Raw genomic sequence first — 16,335 nt, forward strand, 5'->3', positions numbered from 1 at the left:
ATCGGCACAGCACACGCGTGACGCTGAATTGCCACCACCGTGGCGGTGTGTTCGGTCGAGCACACCTCACCGGACACGGCACGTCAGCGATTTCCCACGGCCGGTACGGTCAGCGCGCTGAACCTGGCAGGAAGGTGTTGCGGGAGTTGTCTGTGTCCGATCCGCCCTCTTCGCGTGTGATCGCGGAGCCGACAGCAGAGCCGGTGGCGCCGCGGCGCCGCGCGTTCCGGCCCGAGTTGCAAGGTTTGCGTGCTCTGGCCGCGCTGCTCGTGGTCGTCTACCACGTCTGGCTCGATCGCGTGTCCGGCGGCGTTGACGTGTTCTTCGTGATCAGCGGGTTCCTGATCACCGGCCAGCTGTATCGGGCGACTTCCCGTGGGCGGATCGAGTTCCGGCGCGCCTGGGGCCGGATGGTCACCCGCCTGCTCCCCGCCGCGGTGATGGTCCTGACGGTGACCATGGTCGTGGCCGTGCTGGTGCTTCCGGAACACCGCTGGATGGCCACGGCGCGGGAGGTCGTGGCCTCGGCGCTGTTCTTCGAGAACTGGCAGCTCGCGGCGACCTCGGCGGACTACTTCGCCCAGCACTCGACGGCGAGTGTGACGCAGCATTTCTGGTCGCTGTCCATCCAGGGCCAGTTCTATCTGGTGTGGCCGCTGCTGGTGGCGTTCGTGGCGTTGCTGGCGCGTAGGGCGGGCTGGACCCTGCACCGGTCACTTCTGGCGGCTCTGGCGGTGGCGTTCGTGGTGTCGCTGTCGTACTCGGTGTGGTTGACCGCGACCGACCAGCCGCTGGCGTACTTCCACTCGGCGACCAGGGTGTGGGAGTTCGCCCTCGGTGGGCTGGTGGCGTTGACGATCGACGCGGTGAGCCTGCCGCGAACGGTGCGGATCGTGCTCGGCTGGGCCGGGGTGGCGGCGCTGGTCTCCTGCGGGATCGTGTTGCGGGTGGGTAGCTCCTTCCCCGGCTACGCCGCGTTGTGGCCGACGATGGCCGCGGTGCTGGTGCTGGTGGCGGGCTCCACCGGCAGCCGGTTCGGGGTAGACCGGTTTCTCTCGGCCCGGCCACTGGTGCGCATGGGCGACTGGAGCTATGCGCTGTATCTGTGGCACTGGCCGCTGCTGGTGTTCTTCCTCGTGGCGAGCGAGAAGGACACCGTGGGCGTCGGTGAGGGCGCCGTCGTGATCGGTGTGTCGGTCGTGCTCGCCGTGCTCACCCACCGGTTCGTCGAGCAGCCCGCCCGCTCCGCGCGCCTGGTGACGGCGACGCCCTGGGGCGCCTACCGGTTCGGGGCGCTCGTGCTGGTTCCGGTGTTGCTGGCATCGGGCGGCTGGCAGTGGGTGACGGCGCAGCGCGCGTCGTTCACCGTGGCCGCCGAGGAGCGCGTCCACCTCGGGGCACAGGCCGTGCACAACCCCGCACCCCTGATGGACGCGCGCAAACCCGTCGTGCCACCGTTCGCGGCGCTGCCCGAGCAGTTCGACAGCTTCGGCGAGGAGGAGTGCCACTACTCGCCGGAGAACGAGGAGTTGCGGATCTGCACCGTTGACCCCGACGGCGAACCGATCCGCAGGATCGTCGTCGTCGGCGACTCCCATTCCCAGCAGTACATCGCCGCGCTGCGCCCCGTCGTCGAGCGGCGGGGCTGGCAGGTCGTCTCGATGGGCAAGGGCGGTTGCCCGTTCACCACCGACGCGGTGGAGGAGGACTGCCGTGCGTGGAACGACGCCGTGCTGGGGGAGATCATCGAGACCAGGCCGGACGCGGTGATCACGATGGCGACGCGGGACGTGCGCGCGGGATTGACGGAATGGACCCCTCCCGGCTACGTCGAGCAATGGCAGGCCCTCCACGACGCCGGGATTCCGGTGGTGGCGATCCGCGACAGCCCCCGCTACGACTTCGAGCCGTCGGAGTGCGTGCAGAAACACGGCGCCGACGCGCCGCGCTGCGCGGGGGTGCGAGCGGACCTGCTGTCCCCGAACCCGCCGTACCTCGACATGGAGGGCGTGCCGCAGACGGTGTCGTTCCTCGATTTCAGCGACTACTTCTGCGACGCGCAGACGTGCCCACCGGTGATCGGCAACGTGCTGGTGTACATGGACGACAACCACGTCACCGCGACCTACCTGGAGACGATGTCGCCGATCGTGGAGACCAGGCTGGTGGAGGCATTGCGCTGGCAGGACGACCCCTCGCCGGGCGGCCCCGACGAGTGAGAAACCGCGCCGGTAGAGTGCCCACACGATGAGCGACATCGACGTGGCCGGGGCGCTGGGTGAGCACTTCGCGCTCGACGTTCGGGAGGTCGTGCCGATCGGCGAGGGCACCGACCGGGCGGCGACGGTGTGGAAGGTCCAGGTCCCCAGTGGCCGCGCCTACGCCGTGAAGTGGACATCCGGCGGGTCCCCCGCGGGGCTCGTATTGTCCTCGGTGCTCGCCGCCGTCCGGCCGGACACAACGCCGGCGTCGGCAACGCGCGGGGCGCCCGCGCCTGAACTGGATGGGGCGCCCGCGCCTGAACTGGATGGGGCGCCCGCGCCTGAACCGGATGGGGCGCCCGCGCCCGTGCGAACCAGGGCAGGCGCGCTGTGGGCGACGGTGGCGGGGCGGCGGCTGTCGGTGGTGGAGTGGCTGCCAGGACGCAGCGCCGCCGAGTCCGCTCCGACGAGCGAACACTGGGTCGCGTTCGGTCGGCTTCTCTCTGCCCTCCACGGTCTGCCTCTCGACGACGAGCTGCGCCGGTGGCTGCCGCGCGAGGACTTCGACCCCAGCCGGTGGGCTGCCGCGTTCGACCGGGTCGATGCGGCACTGGACCGGGCACCGGACCGCGGCGAGGACGGCTGTCTCACTCGCCTTGCCGCGCTGTGGCGGCAGCGGCGCGACGACCTGCGCGGAGTGCGGGAACGCACTGTGCGTGCTGGGCGGTCATTGTCCGCGCGGGCCGGTGACGTGCGAATCGTTCCGTGCCACGGCGACGCGCACGTGGGCAACCTCGTGCTCACCGGAGCCGACACGGTCGCCTTGCTGGACTTCGACGACTGCGTGCTCGCCCCGCCTGAGCGGGATTTGATGTTCGTCCTCGGTGGTGGCGTTTTCCCGGGGCGGCTGGTCACGCCGGAGCAGCAGGAGGCGTTCCTGCGGGGTTACGGCGCGCATGCGACCGACGACCGGCTGCTGAGCTACTACCGCGGCCTGCGTGTGCTGGAGGACGTCGCCGACCCCGCCGCGGTGGTGCTCGACACCACCGCGGCACAGGCCCAACGGTCGGACAACCTCGGTTACGTCGCCGCGACGCTGGCACCGGGTGGGTTGCTGGATCAGGCGCTCGGCGTGGGCTGAGTGTCGTACTCGCTGGCGTCCAGCCGCCGCTGGACGCTCTCGGCGATCGAGGCCAGCGCCGAGACCTGCTCGGGTGTGAGTTGATCGAACACCAGGTCGCGCACGGTGGCGACATGGCCAGGTGCGGCGCGCTCGATGGCCTCGCGGCCACGGTCGGTGAGCACCACGAAAGAGCCCCTGGCGTCGCTGGGGCAGTCCTCGCGGCAAACGAGACCCCGCTTTTGCATCCGGGCGAGGTGGTGGGAGAGCCTGCTCTTCTCCCACTGGAGTGCCACCGCGAGCCTGCCGATGCGCATGCGCGGTTCCGGCTGGTCGGTGAGCTGGACGAGCACCTCGAAGTCGGAAAGGGACAGGCCGGATTCGGTCTGGAGCTGACGGCTCAGGCGCGCCGTGAGCTTGGCGTGCATGGCGAGGTAGCCGCGCCAGGCGCGCTGTTCGTGGTCGTCGAGCCATCGTGTCACGCATCTCAGCCTACCCGGAATGGTTGACGCGTCACCTACGTTGAGAGGGATGACAGGATGACACGTCAACTACCTGAAGGAGCGGACACATGACCGCGAGCACCGACTACGCCCAGCTGACCGGCACCTACACCATCGACCCCTCCCACAGCCGCATCGGTTTCGTGGCAAGGCACGCCATGGTGACCAAGGTGCGCGGCGCGTTCAACGAGTTCGACGGCACCGCCACCGTCAACGGCGACGACCCCGCCGCCTCCTCGGCGCAGCTGACCATCAAGGCCGCGAGCATCGACACCCGCAACGCCGACCGCGACGGGCACCTGCGCAGCAACGACTTCCTCGCCATGGACGAGCACCCGGAGATCACCTTCCGCTCCACCGCGATCGCGCAGACGGGCCAGAACAGCTTCGACGTCACCGGTGACCTCACCATCAAGGGCGTCACGCGCACGGTCACCATCCCCCTGACCTTCGAGGGCCAGGCCACCGACCCGTTCGGCAACGTCCGCGTCGGCTTCGAGGGATCGACCACCATCAACCGCAAGGACTTCGGCGTCACCTGGAACGCGGCGCTGGAGACCGGTGGCGTTCTCGTCAGCGACAAGGTCACGCTGGAATTCGAGATCTCCGCCATCAAGCAGAGCTGAGCCGCACGACGGCACGAGGAGTCCTGCCATGTCATCAGCGCCTTCAGCGCCTTTCCTGGCACTCGCGAGCAGCGGGCTGCACCACGTCACGGCCATCGCCTCGGACCCGCAGGCCAACGCGGACTTCTACCTGCGGACGCTGGGACTGCGGCTGGTCAAGACCACGGTCAACTTCGACGCACCCGACGTGTACCACCTGTATTACGGGGACGCCGAAGGCAGGCCGGGCACCCTGCTGACGTTCTTCCCGTTCGGCACCGTCCCCCCGGGGCGCCGTGGTGCGGGACAGGCCACCACCACGGCGTTCTCCGTGCCGGCCGAGTCGATCGGCTGGTGGCGGCAGCACCTGCGGAGACACGGAACCGACGTCGGTGAGGTGGTCGAACGCGACGGCGAGGCGACGCTGACGTTCTCGGACCCCGACGGGCTGGAACTGATGCTCGTCGCCCACCCCCAGCCCGATCCGCGCGATGCGTGGGACAACGGCGTCGTACCCGCCGAGCACGGCGTCAGAGGCCTGCACTCGGTGACGCTGTCCACCGCCGACGCGGCAGGCACCAGCACCATGCTGGAGCAGCTCGGCCTTCGCCTCACCGCGGAACACGGGCGGAGGCTGCGGTTCGCCGCCGACGAAACAGGGCCCGGTGCGCTGGTGGACGTGCTCGTCGCACCGGCCGAACCTCGCGGGCTTGTCGCGGGAGGAACCGTGCACCACGTGGCGTTGCGCGCGCCAGACGACGCCACGCAGCAACGCTGGCGCGACGAACTGGTCGCGAGCGGAAAGGACGTCACGGAGATCCGCGACCGCCGGTACTTCCGGTCGATCTACTTCCGCGAGCCGGGAGGGACGCTGCTGGAGATCGCCACGGACGGGCCCGGATTCGGTGTTGACGAGCCGCTGCTGGAACTCGGCAGGGCGCTGAAGCTCCCGCCGTGGCTCGAACCGAACCGCGAGCAGATCGAAAACGCCCTTCCCTCACTGGCCGTTCCGGGCGAGAACAACCCGGATCTCGGGCAGCAGGCCGCGGTGTGAACCCGGCCGGGGTGGCGCGCCCACCGGGGCACGCCACCCCGGCCGGTTCGTCACTCGGATCGCAGGCCGTCCTGCCTGCTTACCTGCCGGAGAAGGGGCAGGGCGAGTGCTGTGGCCGTGAGGACGGCGAGCACCGCCGCCCCGGACACGATCCCCAGAAGCCCTGCGTCCAGCCACAGGTCCAGCCCCACATAACGCAGGATGGGCAGTGTGATGCCGCATCCCGCCACCAGCGCGAGGACAACGCCGACCGCCATCGGCACGGCGTTGTGCCACAGCGCTCCTCGCGCGAGCACCGACAGTGGAACCCCGGAGGCCGCCAGTGCCGCCAGCGGGCGGCGCCGCTCCACGATCTGCTCGATCGACAGCAACAGCAGCGACAGCGCGGCCACCGCCAGCACGAACAGCGACGCCGCGAGCAGCAGGCTCCTCAGCGTGGCCGTCGCCTCGTCCAGCCGCCCGCTTTCGAACATGTCCGGCGAGCCCGGCCCGAGAGCCGCGTTCCACGCCAGGGGAGCGATGGCCAGTGCGGCTGCCTCGTAGACGGAAGCGGGTTCGCCCTGACCCACCACGTACAACACCTGTAGTCCAGCTGGCATCGGTGTCCGGCCGAGCGCTCCCGGCGTCACGAGCACGACACCCCTGACCGCAGGGGTGGCCCGCTGCGCGGGAACGTGAACGCCCTCGCCCCGAGGTATCCACACGGGACCGAGTTCCGCTTCCGGTCCCGCATGGGAGACGAATCGCATCGGCTCACTCGGCGGCCAGGCTGGCGTTCCGTCCTCGGAGCCGACCACGAACACATCACCGTCGGCGCAGCGCCCGATCTCGGCGAGGACGGCGAGCGCCGCACAGTCGCCGATCTCCACGAACGCGCCGCCACCCTCGCTGTCGTCCACCGGCCGCAGCCAGGTGCGCACGACGTGATGGGCGCCGGTGATTCCCGGAGTGCCCGCGAGCAGGCGCTGCGCCTCCGCCGCGTTCTCTGCGTCCACCACGACCTCGGCCGCCACCGGGGAGGACGACCGGGTTTCTCCGGGTTGACCGGGTTGGCCGGGTTGACCGGGTTGACCGGGTTGGTCACCGCCGATCGCGCCGAGCAGGGTCTGGACGAACACCGACCCGGCCAGCACGACGGCCAGCCCCGACACGACGCGGCTCGCGGTTCCGCTGTCGAGTTGCAGCCTGCGGATCGCCAGTTGCCAGGCAGGTGAGCCGCCACGCAACCGGGACACCAGCTTCTCGACCACCCACGGCAGCAACACCGCGACGCTGACCAGCAACAGCCCGCTTCCCGTGGCCAGGATCGGTCCCACGAGGTCGCTGCTCTCCCTCTCCTCCACGAACACCGTCGCCGTCATCAGCGAAGCGCCGAGTGCGGTGATCGCCCACCGCCAGCCCATCCGCCTGCGCCGGGGCCCGCCCTGGCGGACTACGCCCAGCGGTTCGACCACGACCCGGCGCAGCCCGAACACGGCCGCGCCCACGGCCAGCCCCGGCACGAGCAGCGCGATCGCCACCGCCACCAGGAGGGGCGGGGTGAAGTCCTCGGGGAAGAACCGGAGCCCGAAGAGATCGAGCCCGCCGATCAGCGGGCGCAGCATCATGAACAGCGCGGCACCGGCCGCGAGACCGGCGAGCGCGCCGAGCAGCGACTCGGCCGCCGCGATCCGGCGCACCTGGGCGGCGCCGACTCCCAGCAGGCGCAGCGCCGCCAGCCTCCGTTCCCGCTGCGCCGCGCCCATCCGCGACGCGGTGGTGACGAAGACGAGCAGCGGGAGCACGAGGATGACGGCGATGGGTGTCACGAGCGCGGCGGCGGTGACGTTCGGTGCCATGGCAGCCGGTTCGGCACCGAACCCGTAGACCGCCTCGGTGTCCCCGGCCTGCCTGAGCCGGTCCTCCTCGGCGCCGAGGTAGACGACGAGGTCACCCGCCGTGGCCAGTCCGGGCTTGCCGATCTCACCCACCACGGTGCCGCCGATCCGTGCTCGCGCGGAGACACCCTGCGGGCCTGCCAGAAACTCCGCCGCGGCGGGGGAGACCACGACCTCCCCTGGCGCGGGAATCCGGTCCAGCCCCGGCGGCACCGGCGCGTCCGGCCCGCCAGGGGCGACGACGACGGCCTGGACGTAGTCGTCACCGGTGTCGAGGAACCAGTCGAGCCGGTAGAGCGGATCGACACCCGGCCGGGGTACGAGCACGGGAGTCTGACCCGCCTCCCTGCGTTGCTGCTCGTCAACGAGCGTGATCACCGACGCCGCCGGAAGCAGCAGCGCGACCACCAGCGCCACGCCCAGCGTGGTCATGGCCAGCCGCAGCAGAGCCTGACCCGAGACCCGGCCGCCCCCGACGGCCAGCCGGAGCCCGAGCAGAAAATCGCGGATCATCCCACCAGCTCCGGATCTCTCACCCTGCCGTCGCGGACGACGATCTCGCGATCGGAATGCGCGGCCACCCTCGCTTCGTGGGTGACCAGCACGACAGCCGCACCGGTGTCGCGGGCGGCCTCGGTGAGCAGCCGCATCACCGTCTCGCCGTTGAGCGAATCGAGTGCGCCGGTCGGTTCGTCGGCGAAGACGACCTTCGGGCCGGTGACCAGCGCTCTGGCCACCGCCGCGCGCTGGCCCTGCCCTCCGGACACGTCGCCGGGCCGCCGCGAGCCGAGATCGCCGACGTGCAGCCGCTCCAGCCACTTCCCGGCCCTGGTCTCGGCGGCCCTGCGCCTGACACCGGTCAGGCGCAGCGGCAACGCGACGTTCTCCAACAGCGTCAGTTCAGGCACGAGCTGGCCGAACTGGAAGACGAACCCGAACTCGGTGCGGCGCAGTGCGCTGCGTTGCCTGTCGCTCATCGCGTGCAGGTCGTGTCCGTCGTAGTGGATGGTGCCCGAGTCCGGCGTGACGATCCCGGCGAGGCAGTGCAGCAACGTCGATTTGCCTGACCCCGACGGCCCCATCACCGCCAGTACCTCACCCGCCTTCACGGTCGCGCCGGCACCGCGCAGCGCCGTCGTGGGGCCGAACGACTTGTGCAGGTCACGGGCCACCAGCAGTGGTTCGGTCATGACCGCACCGCCTCGCCGAGCGCGTCGAGCCGGTCGGCCGTCAGTTCCAGCCACCGCAGGTCGGCTTCGAGGTGGAACAGCGCGTGGTCGCAGATGAGCTGATCGGCCAGATCCCCTTCGGCCTTGCGCCTGGTCAGCTTCCGCATGACCGCGAGGTGAGCCGCGCGCTGGGTGTCGAGGATGTCGTGGGCGCTGCGGCCGGACAGCAGCGCCAGCACCACCTTCGTGTAGAGGGTGTTCTGGAGGTACGGTTCCGGGTCCTCCGGGGTGGTCAGCCAGCTCTCCACATCGGTCACGCCCGCGTCGGTGATGGTGTAGCGCTTGCGGTCCGGCCCCGCGCCCTGCTCCACCCCGGCCTCCTCGACGAGGCCGTTGCGCAGCAGCCGCGACAGCGTCGCGTACACCTGGCCGTAGGCGAGTGGTTTGCCCTGCGCGAAGCGCTCGTCGTAGGCGCGCTTGAGGTCGTAGCCGTGTCGTGGCGCTGGTTCGAGCAAGGCCAGCAGTGTCCTGGACACCGACATGCCTTCCCCCTCTTGTCTTCGTCGGTCACTGGATCATCGGACTATACACCGAGTGTATTCACTAAATGTATACCCATGGTGGATAGCTCGCCTTGTTGCGGAAAGCACAATTGCATAATTCTGCAATTCGAGACATCATGGAGCGGTCACTCGATGTCCGACAGCGTGGGGAGTGCCGTGCCGGTCCCGCTCTATCAGGCGAAGGCGGAGTTCTTCCGCATGCTCGGCCACCCGGTGCGCATCCGGGTTCTCGAACTGCTCCAGGACGGCCCCAAACCCGTCCGCGAACTTCGCGCCGCCATCGACGTCGAAGCTCCCAGCCTGTCGCAGCAACTCGCGGTGCTGCGCCGCTCCGGCATCGTCACCGCCACCCGCGACGGATCGACCGTCGTCTACGCGCTCGCGGGCGGCGACGTCGCCGAGTTGATGCGCGCGGCCCGCCGCATCCTCACCGACATGCTGGCAGGGCAGAACGAACTGCTCGACGAGCTGCGCGCGGAGGAGGCCGGATGAGCGAGACGCTCTCCGCCGCGTGGTCGCGGGTGCGTTCGCTGTTGCCGGGCCGCGCCGATCTCAAGGCGGTGCGGCGCAACCCGCGCCGCGATCTGCTGGCCGGACTCACCGTGGCGATCGTCGCGTTGCCACTGGCGCTCGGTTTCGGAGTGTCCTCGGGACTCGGCGCGGAGGCGGGGCTCGCCACGGCCGTGGTCGCGGGCGCTCTCGCCGCCGTGTTCGGCGGGTCGAACGTGCAGGTCTCCGGCCCCACCGGCGCGATGACCGTCGTGCTCGTCCCGATCGCCGCGGCCCACGGCCCCGGCGGTGTGCTCACGGTCGGGCTGATCGCCGGGGGCATTCTCGTGGTGCTCGCCTTCGCCCGCGCGGGGCGGGCGATGCGCTACATCCCGGCCTCCGTCGTGGAGGGTTTCACGCTCGGCATCGCCTGCGTGATCGGGTTGCAGCAGATCCCGAACGCGCTCGGCGTTGACGGGCTCGACGGCGACCACGTCCTCGGCCTCACCTGGCAGGCCGTGGTGGCCTTCGTGGGGCAGCCGCACTGGACACCGGTCGCGATCGCCGTCGGCGTGGCCGTCGTGATGCTCGCCGGTAGCCGCTGGCGCCCCGGCGTCCCTTTCTCCATCCTCGCGATCATCGTCGCGACCGTGGTCGTCGAGATCGCGGGCCTCGACGTGACGCCGATCGGTGAACTGCCTTCCGGGCTGTCTGCGCCGTCACTCGGCTTCCTCGACCTCGCCACGATTCCCGGCCTGCTGCCGTCCGCGTTCGCCGTCGCCGCACTGGCCGCGCTGGAGTCGCTGCTGTCGGCCTCCGTCGCCGACGGCATGACCGTGGGACAGCGGCACGACCCCGATCGCGAACTGTTCGGCCAGGGCCTTGCCAACCTCGCCGCGCCGCTCTTCGGCGGAGTTCCCGCGACGGGCGCCATCGCCCGCACGGCCGTGAACGTCAGGGCGGGCGCCGGTTCCCGGCTCGCGGCGCTGACGCACGCCGCCGTGCTCGCCGTGATCGTCTACGCCGCCGCGCCGCTGGTGTCCGCGATACCGCTCGCCGCGCTCGCGGGGGTGCTGCTGGCCACGGCGGTGCGGATGGTGGAGGTCGGCAGCGTCACCGCGATGGCGCGGGCGACCCGGCCCGACGCCGTCGTGCTCGCCGTGACCGCCGTCGCCACCGTGGCCCTCGACCTGATCTACGCAGTGCTGATCGGGATGCTCCTGGCAGGCGCGCTGGCGTTGCGCTCGATCGCGCGCAACGCCCGCCTGCACAAGATCACGCTCGCCGGGGACCTTCCCGGAGCCACCACCGACGAGGAACACGCACTGCTGTCGGAGCACATCGTGGCCTACCGCCTCGACGGGCCCTTGTTCTTCGCCGCAGCCCACCGGTTCCTGCTGGAGCTGGCCGACGTCACCGACATGTCGGCGCTGATCCTGCGAATGTCACGGGTCACCACCATCGACGCCAGCGGCGCGCTCGTGCTCAAGGACGCCGTCGAGAAACTCGAACACCGGGGCATCGTCGTCTACATCTCCGGCATCCGGGACGGCCACCGCAGGCCGCTGGAAGCACTCGGCCTGCTCACCAGGCTCACGGACGCGGGCAGGGTCTTCACCACGACCCCCGAGGCCATCGCCGCGGCCCGCGCGCACCTGCACGGCACCGGAACACTCCCGGCGTCACGACCCGGACCCGGCTGACCGCCCGCGAACGGTGATCGGCACAAGACACGATCCGGTCAAGGCAGCAGTCTGCCGCGCTGTTCGTGCTGTTCTCGCCCTCGGCCGAGGTGCCCTTGGCCCGGACCACACCGTGTTGCGCAGGTGGTCGAGCGTCGCGGCGATGGCCTCGTCACCGCCGCGACCCCGGTAGACGTCGATGGCCACCTTGCGATACCCCTCGGCCTCGTCGTGCCGTCGCAGCCTCCGGCACACCTCGGCCAGCGCCATCGCCGCGAACCCCTCTGCGTAGAGGTTGCCGCTCTCGCGGCACACGGCGAGAGCCTCGGCGTAGTGGTCGGCGGCCTCCTCGTAGCGGTGCAACTGGGCGTGTCCGAACGCCATGCCGAGCAACAGTTCGCTCTCCGCGGCACTCTCACCGCTCCTGCGGGCCGCGGCGAGTGCCGTCTCGTACACGGCGATGGCGTCGTGCCAGTGGCCGCGCAGGTCGAAGTACCCGGTGAGCCGGAGCGGAAGCTGCCACGCGTGCTCGTCGAAGCCGTGCTCCTCCGCCGCCTCGACCAGCCGCCGCAGGTGCGGGTGGGTGTCGTCCCACCAGGACAGCGCCTGCTCGACACCGCCGAACGTCAGCGGCACCACCACGGGGTCGGGAGGGGTGAGGGGCGTGCGCCTCGGTGCGGGATGGATGAGCAGGTCGGTGGCGTCCGCCGTGTGCAGGTAGCAGTCGAGCAGGCGGCGCATCGCGGCGTGGACGTCCGCACGGTGCTGGGAGCGAACCCGATCGGCGAGGAACGCGGCGAGAAGATTGTGCAGTTCGTACCGGTACGGGGCGGACTGCCGCAGCAGGTGGGCATCCACGAGCCGCTCCAGCACCCGGTCGGCCTCGGCGACGCCGAGACCGGCGAGCGCGGCTGCGGCGTTGAGATGCATGCTCGTCGCCGGGTTCAGGGACAGCAGTGCCAGCACCCGCCGTGCTTCCGGGCCGATCCTGGTCATCGACACGGTGAATGCACCCGCGACGCCGTGCCCGCCCGCGCACAGCTCCCGCAGAGTCCTCCGATGGTCGCGCAGCCGTTCCCGCAGGTGCTCCAGTGTCCACGAAGGACGGTCGCGGAACCGGGTCGCCGCGATGCGCAGCGCCAGGGGCAACTGCCCGCACAGTTTCGCCACCTCGGCCAGCAGCGCGGGCCGTTGCCCGCTCAGCCGTGCCGCGCCCGCGACCCGCGTGAACAGGGTTACGGCGTCGTGCAGCGGAAGGATGTCGAGGGACACCGGGTGCGCCTGCGGCAGCCCGGTCAGACGCGTGCGGCTGGTGATCACGGTGCGGCTCACGCCCGCACCGGGCAGCAGGGGGCGGACCTGCTCCTCGCTATGCGCGTCGTCGAGCAGGACGAGCACCGCGCGGTCGGCCAGCAGCGACCGGAAGAGGTTGGCACGGGCGGTGATGTCGCCGGGAATGTTCCGTTCGGCCACTCCGAGGGCATGCACCATCTGGCCGAGCGCGTCGTCCGGCGACAGCGGACCGGTGCCGGGCGTGTGCCCGCGCAGATCGACGAAAAGCTGTCCGTCGGGGAAGGCGGGCGCGAGCCGGTGGGCAGCGTGCACCGCGAGCGTCGTCTTGCCCACGCCTGCCATGCCGTCCACCGTGGTGATCGCCGGCCCCCGGTCGTCCTCGGGGAAGCAGTCGCCGAGGAGTTCGGCCAGTTCCGCCGCCCTCCCGGTGAAGGAAGGTAAATCGGCAGGGAGTTCGGCCGGGTGCGGGGAGTGCCGCTCGCCGAGCACCGCGCGTGGCGCCGGGGGTGCCGGAGGTTCGTCGCACGGCTGGGCTGGTTCGCCACCGGTGCCGCCGGCGCTGGTCACCGCACGTCCTGGCGTGGCAGCCGCGAGGAGAAAGCTGTCACCCTCTCCGCCCGCGAGCAACTGCTGATGCAGGGAACGCAGCTCGGTGCCCGGCTCGATACCGAGTTCCTCGACGAGCCTCACCCTGGTCTGCCGGAACACGGTCAGCGCCTCGGTGCGCTGGCCGCATCGGTGCAGCGCGAGCATCAGCATGGCGGCCACCCGCTCCCAGAGCGGGTTCTTCAACAGCAGGGCGCGCAGCTCAGGCAGTACCTCGGCGTGCCGTCCGAGAGCCAGCCGGGTCATGAGGTACTGCTCGCGCACCTGTTCCCTGCGCGCTTCGAGCTGGGCCGCCTCTGCTTCGAGCTGGGGCCCGAGAGCCACGGTGTCCAGTGCCCTGCCGTGCCAGGTGGCCAGAGCGCTTTCGAAGTAGCGGCAGGCGACGGCACGGTTGGTGGCCCGCTCTCCCTTCGCCGCGAGGTCGGTGAAGGTCGCGAGGTCCAGCTCGCCCGGCCGCACGTGCACAAGGTGGCCGCCCCTGCCGGTCCGGAGCCGCGACTCCGGCTCGCCCGGCACCCGCAATGCCCTGCGAAGGCGGGTCAGGTAGGTGCGCAGGTTGGAGGGTGCGGAGGTGGGCAGGTCGTGCCAGACCAGTTCAAGAAGCCGCGCCGTCGGCAGCTCTTTGTTGGCGTGCAACAGCAACGCCACGAGCACCGCCCGCTGCCTCGGCCCTCCCACGGGGCGGTTCTGGCCGTGGAGGCGGACGCCGACCGGGCCGAGCAACCGGAATTCCACCGTGCGGCTGCCATGCATCACCGACGCTCCCCTCGAACGGCCTGCCGATACGCGCGGCGTGTGCGTATCTGTGTGCGGTCGATCGCAAGACTGTCTGTCTGCACAGTCCTCGCACACCGGCAACCGGGTGATCCTGGACACGTCCTGGCGGGTCTGTGGCAGCGGTGACGAGGTGGCACACGAACGGCCCGGGAAGGGGGCGCCGATGGCGGATGACGTACGGGGAAGGGCGTGTGCGGAGGCCCCTTCGCCGTGGCATGCGCACCAATCGGCCGAGGTTCCGGAGCAACTCGTACCCGTCAAACTGTTACGGCTCGGTGTCGTTCCCCGTACCGGCGGGGTCGATGACGCACACGTGCTGGCCCTGGCCTCGGCGAGCACCAGCCTTCCCCCGATCATCGTCCACCGGCCCACCATGCGGGTCATCGACGGTGTGCATCGCCTGCGCGCCGCGGAACTCGCGGGGAGGACCGCGATCGCAGTGCGGTTCTTCGACGGTGACCCCGACGACGCCTTCGTGCTCGCCGTCGAGGCGAACAGGGCTCACGGCCTGCCGTTGTCGCTGGCCGACCGCAAGGCCGCCGCCGCACGGATCATCCGCACACACCCGCTGCGGTCGGATCGGTGGATCGCCCGCGTCAGCGGGCTTGCCGCGACGACGGTGGGTGCGCTTCGCCGGTGTTCGAGTGTCGGAGACGAGCGGTCGAACACCAGAATCGGGCGCGACGGCAGGAACCGCCCTATCGACAGCTCGGTGGGGCGCAGGCAGGCCGCCGACCTCATGCGGGCCGACCCGGCCCGATCCCTGCGTGCCGTGGCGCGGGCTGTGGGAATCGCTCCGTCCACTGTGCTCGATGTGCGCAACCGGATCAGCGCGGGACTGGACCCCGTGCCCGCGCGGAAGGACGGCGCGGCGCGAACGAGCCGCACACGAGGGGAGCCATCGCGAAGGCGCACGAGCACCCGCACGGTGGCGGAGCCCGGCCCCGACGCGATCCTGCACATGCTGCGCCGCGACCCGTCGTTGCGGTTCAGCGAGGCGGGAAAGGCGCTGCTGCGCTGGCTCGACAAGCACACCGTTGCCGGTGTCGCTTCACCACCCGCCACGGGAATTCCCGCTCACTGCCTCGGAGTCGTCGCCGCACTCGCCCGCCACAACGCGCGCTTCTGGGCCGACTTCGCCGAGCGCGTCACCGAACTCGAAGAATTCGACGACCGCAGCGAGCTCGGCGAGGCGAAAGGATCAGCGGAGCAGGCCCGGTGACCGGCGAAGGCCGTGGCAGGGCAGGCAGAGCAGGCAGAGCAGGCACTGACGCCGCGCTGGCCGCCGTCTGGATGGGAACGCGACATGGAACGCAGCAGCGCACGATCCACCGTGCTCGTCACGGGAGGATGTGGCTTCGTCGGCGGCCACCTGGTCCGGAGCCTGGCCCGGCACGGTCACCGTGTCGTCGTGGTCGATCGCCTTCCCTGGCGTGACGGCCATGCCGAGTCGGTGTGCCTCGACGTGACCGACCCCGAAGGATGCCGCGAGGTGATGCGCGAGGTCGATCCGAAGGTGGTGTTCCACCTCGCCGCGTCCTCGACCATCGACTCCGCCTTCGCCGACCCGCACGGCTCCCTCATGTGCAACGTCACGGGCACCATGAACCTGCTCGAAGCCGCACGAAGGCATTGCACGAACCTGCACCGGTTCGTGCTCGCTTCCACCGACAAGGTCTACGGCGAACTTCATGCGGACGCCTACCTGGAAACGTCACCGCTGGCGGCGCGGGGTGTCTACGACGTCGGGAAACTGGCCGCCGACACGGTCACGCGCCTCTACGGCGACGAACTCGGGTTACCGGTGGCGACACTGCGGCTGTGCAACGTTTTCGGGCCCGGCGACCGGCACACCGGCTCCCGCATCGTGCCTCGCACTCTGAGCAGGCTGTTCGCGCCGGACGGCCCGCTCCCACCGGTGGTCTACGAGGGCTCGATGGAGCACGGCCGCGACTACGTCTACGTCAGCGACGCCGTGCGGGCTTTGCGCACCGTGGCTTTCCACCCGCGTGCCCTCGGAGAGGTGTTCAACATGGCACCGGCCGCCCACCGCACCACGCTCGACCTCGTCGAGGACCTCATCGAGGAGGCGCGGCGCGAGTGCGAGAAGCCCGACCCCGACCGCGCCCGCGCGATCGTGAAGAACGGATACGTTGTCGTGGCAGCCGACACCGGGGCGGCACTGCCCCGTGCTTTGACGAGACAACACTGCGACGCCACGAAACTCGGTGGCCTGGGATTCCGCGTCACCGTGTCGATGAAGGACGGCCTGCGCCGTACCGTACGCGCCTTTTCCGGTTCATCGGGGCGAACCTGACGAACACCCCCGATCCCTTGTGTCGCACGGGAAACGCTGGCTACGGTCGGCGAACAGGTGACCGGAAACAGCAGCGGGA

The 16,335-nt window shown here is 70.5% G+C and carries 13 protein-coding genes; 8 read left to right on the forward strand and 5 right to left on the reverse strand.

Annotated features, from left to right (window positions below; translation table 11 throughout):
- Positions 1 to 152: 152 nt before the first annotated feature.
- Complete coding sequence (locus SACXIDRAFT_RS20655) at positions 153 to 2,219, forward strand: acyltransferase family protein (protein WP_006240627.1); 2,067 nt, start codon at positions 153 to 155, stop codon at positions 2,217 to 2,219.
- A 28-nt stretch (positions 2,220 to 2,247) separates the two neighbouring features.
- Complete coding sequence (locus SACXIDRAFT_RS20660; protein WP_006240628.1) at positions 2,248 to 3,342, forward strand: phosphotransferase; 1,095 nt, start codon at positions 2,248 to 2,250, stop codon at positions 3,340 to 3,342.
- Here SACXIDRAFT_RS20660 and SACXIDRAFT_RS20665 read toward each other — a convergent pair.
- Positions 3,321 to 3,803, reverse strand: a complete 483-nt coding sequence (locus SACXIDRAFT_RS20665; protein WP_006240629.1) for a MarR family winged helix-turn-helix transcriptional regulator — start codon at positions 3,801 to 3,803, stop codon at positions 3,321 to 3,323. The two genes, SACXIDRAFT_RS20660 and SACXIDRAFT_RS20665, sit on opposite strands and share 22 nt — an antisense overlap.
- Before the next feature lie 89 nt (positions 3,804 to 3,892).
- Here SACXIDRAFT_RS20665 and SACXIDRAFT_RS20670 point away from each other — a divergent pair, with 89 nt between their 5' ends.
- Together SACXIDRAFT_RS20670 and SACXIDRAFT_RS20675 are read left to right on the forward strand one after the other, a co-directional pair.
- Complete coding sequence (locus SACXIDRAFT_RS20670) at positions 3,893 to 4,450, forward strand: YceI family protein (RefSeq protein ID WP_006240630.1); 558 nt, start codon at positions 3,893 to 3,895, stop codon at positions 4,448 to 4,450.
- 55 nt (positions 4,451 to 4,505) lie between these two features.
- Complete coding sequence (locus tag SACXIDRAFT_RS20675; RefSeq protein ID WP_040922847.1) at positions 4,506 to 5,483, forward strand: ring-cleaving dioxygenase; 978 nt, start codon at positions 4,506 to 4,508, stop codon at positions 5,481 to 5,483.
- A 50-nt stretch (positions 5,484 to 5,533) separates the two neighbouring features.
- Here the strand turns inward: SACXIDRAFT_RS20675 and SACXIDRAFT_RS20680 are convergent, their stop codons facing one another.
- The 3 genes from SACXIDRAFT_RS20680 to SACXIDRAFT_RS20690 are packed head-to-tail and all read right to left on the reverse strand — an operon-like array spanning position 5,534 to position 9,071.
- On the reverse strand, positions 5,534 to 7,873 hold the full coding sequence (locus SACXIDRAFT_RS20680; protein ID WP_006240632.1) for an FtsX-like permease family protein: 2,340 nt from the start codon (positions 7,871 to 7,873) through the stop codon (positions 5,534 to 5,536).
- Positions 7,870 to 8,550: an ABC transporter ATP-binding protein gene (locus tag SACXIDRAFT_RS20685; protein WP_006240633.1), complete on the reverse strand. Its 681-nt coding sequence runs from the start codon at positions 8,548 to 8,550 to the stop codon at positions 7,870 to 7,872. Before SACXIDRAFT_RS20685 ends, SACXIDRAFT_RS20680 begins: the two co-directional genes overlap by 4 nt.
- Positions 8,547 to 9,071 (reverse strand): PadR family transcriptional regulator, encoded by a 525-nt coding sequence (locus SACXIDRAFT_RS20690; RefSeq protein ID WP_006240634.1) that lies wholly within the window; start codon positions 9,069 to 9,071, stop codon positions 8,547 to 8,549. Before SACXIDRAFT_RS20690 ends, SACXIDRAFT_RS20685 begins: the two co-directional genes overlap by 4 nt.
- A gap of 177 nt (positions 9,072 to 9,248) precedes the next feature.
- On the opposite strand from SACXIDRAFT_RS20690, the gene SACXIDRAFT_RS20695 reads away from it, so the two are divergent.
- Complete coding sequence (locus SACXIDRAFT_RS20695) at positions 9,249 to 9,584, forward strand: ArsR/SmtB family transcription factor (protein WP_040922848.1); 336 nt, start codon at positions 9,249 to 9,251, stop codon at positions 9,582 to 9,584.
- The gene (locus SACXIDRAFT_RS20700) at positions 9,581 to 11,284 is read left to right on the forward strand and encodes a SulP family inorganic anion transporter (RefSeq protein ID WP_006240636.1); all 1,704 of its coding nucleotides are present in this window, start codon (positions 9,581 to 9,583) and stop codon (positions 11,282 to 11,284) included. The genes SACXIDRAFT_RS20695 and SACXIDRAFT_RS20700 overlap by 4 nt, the downstream gene beginning before the upstream one ends.
- Here the strand turns inward: SACXIDRAFT_RS20700 and SACXIDRAFT_RS20705 are convergent.
- On the reverse strand, positions 11,264 to 13,915 hold the full coding sequence (locus SACXIDRAFT_RS20705; protein WP_006240637.1) for an AfsR/SARP family transcriptional regulator: 2,652 nt from the start codon (positions 13,913 to 13,915) through the stop codon (positions 11,264 to 11,266). The two genes, SACXIDRAFT_RS20700 and SACXIDRAFT_RS20705, sit on opposite strands and share 21 nt — an antisense overlap.
- A 187-nt stretch (positions 13,916 to 14,102) precedes the next feature.
- Between SACXIDRAFT_RS20705 and SACXIDRAFT_RS20710 the strand changes: the two genes are divergently transcribed.
- Both SACXIDRAFT_RS20710 and SACXIDRAFT_RS21880 read left to right on the forward strand, forming a co-directional pair.
- Positions 14,103 to 15,161 carry a ParB/RepB/Spo0J family partition protein gene (locus SACXIDRAFT_RS20710; RefSeq protein WP_006240638.1) on the forward strand — a complete coding sequence of 353 codons (1,059 nt, stop codon included), beginning with the start codon at positions 14,103 to 14,105 and terminating at the stop codon, positions 15,159 to 15,161.
- 84 nt (positions 15,162 to 15,245) lie between these two features.
- Positions 15,246 to 16,256, forward strand: coding sequence for an NAD-dependent epimerase/dehydratase family protein (locus SACXIDRAFT_RS21880; RefSeq protein ID WP_006240639.1), 1,011 nt, complete (start codon positions 15,246 to 15,248; stop codon positions 16,254 to 16,256).
- Positions 16,257 to 16,335 lie beyond the last annotated feature (79 nt).

The sequence above is a fragment of the Saccharomonospora xinjiangensis XJ-54 genome (genome assembly GCF_000258175.1).
GTDB lineage: Bacteria > Actinomycetota > Actinomycetes > Mycobacteriales > Pseudonocardiaceae > Saccharomonospora > Saccharomonospora xinjiangensis.

Excerpts from the sequence above, each read along its gene's own strand:
- SACXIDRAFT_RS20710 (WP_006240638.1), top strand. The coding sequence starts at position 14,103 with ATGGCGGATGACGTACGGGGAAGGGCGTGTGCGGAGGCCCCTTCGCCG.
- SACXIDRAFT_RS20685 (WP_006240633.1), bottom strand. The coding sequence starts at position 8,550 with ATGACCGAACCACTGCTGGTGGCCCGTGACCTGCACAAGTCGTTCGGC.
- SACXIDRAFT_RS20705 (WP_006240637.1), bottom strand. The coding sequence starts at position 13,915 with ATGCATGGCAGCCGCACGGTGGAATTCCGGTTGCTCGGCCCGGTCGGC.
- SACXIDRAFT_RS20690 (WP_006240634.1), bottom strand. The coding sequence starts at position 9,071 with ATGTCGGTGTCCAGGACACTGCTGGCCTTGCTCGAACCAGCGCCACGA.
- SACXIDRAFT_RS21880 (WP_006240639.1), top strand. The coding sequence starts at position 15,246 with ATGGAACGCAGCAGCGCACGATCCACCGTGCTCGTCACGGGAGGATGT.
- SACXIDRAFT_RS20660 (WP_006240628.1), top strand. The coding sequence starts at position 2,248 with ATGAGCGACATCGACGTGGCCGGGGCGCTGGGTGAGCACTTCGCGCTC.
- SACXIDRAFT_RS20700 (WP_006240636.1), top strand. The coding sequence starts at position 9,581 with ATGAGCGAGACGCTCTCCGCCGCGTGGTCGCGGGTGCGTTCGCTGTTG.
- SACXIDRAFT_RS20680 (WP_006240632.1), bottom strand. The coding sequence starts at position 7,873 with ATGATCCGCGATTTTCTGCTCGGGCTCCGGCTGGCCGTCGGGGGCGGC.
- SACXIDRAFT_RS20670 (WP_006240630.1), top strand. The coding sequence starts at position 3,893 with ATGACCGCGAGCACCGACTACGCCCAGCTGACCGGCACCTACACCATC.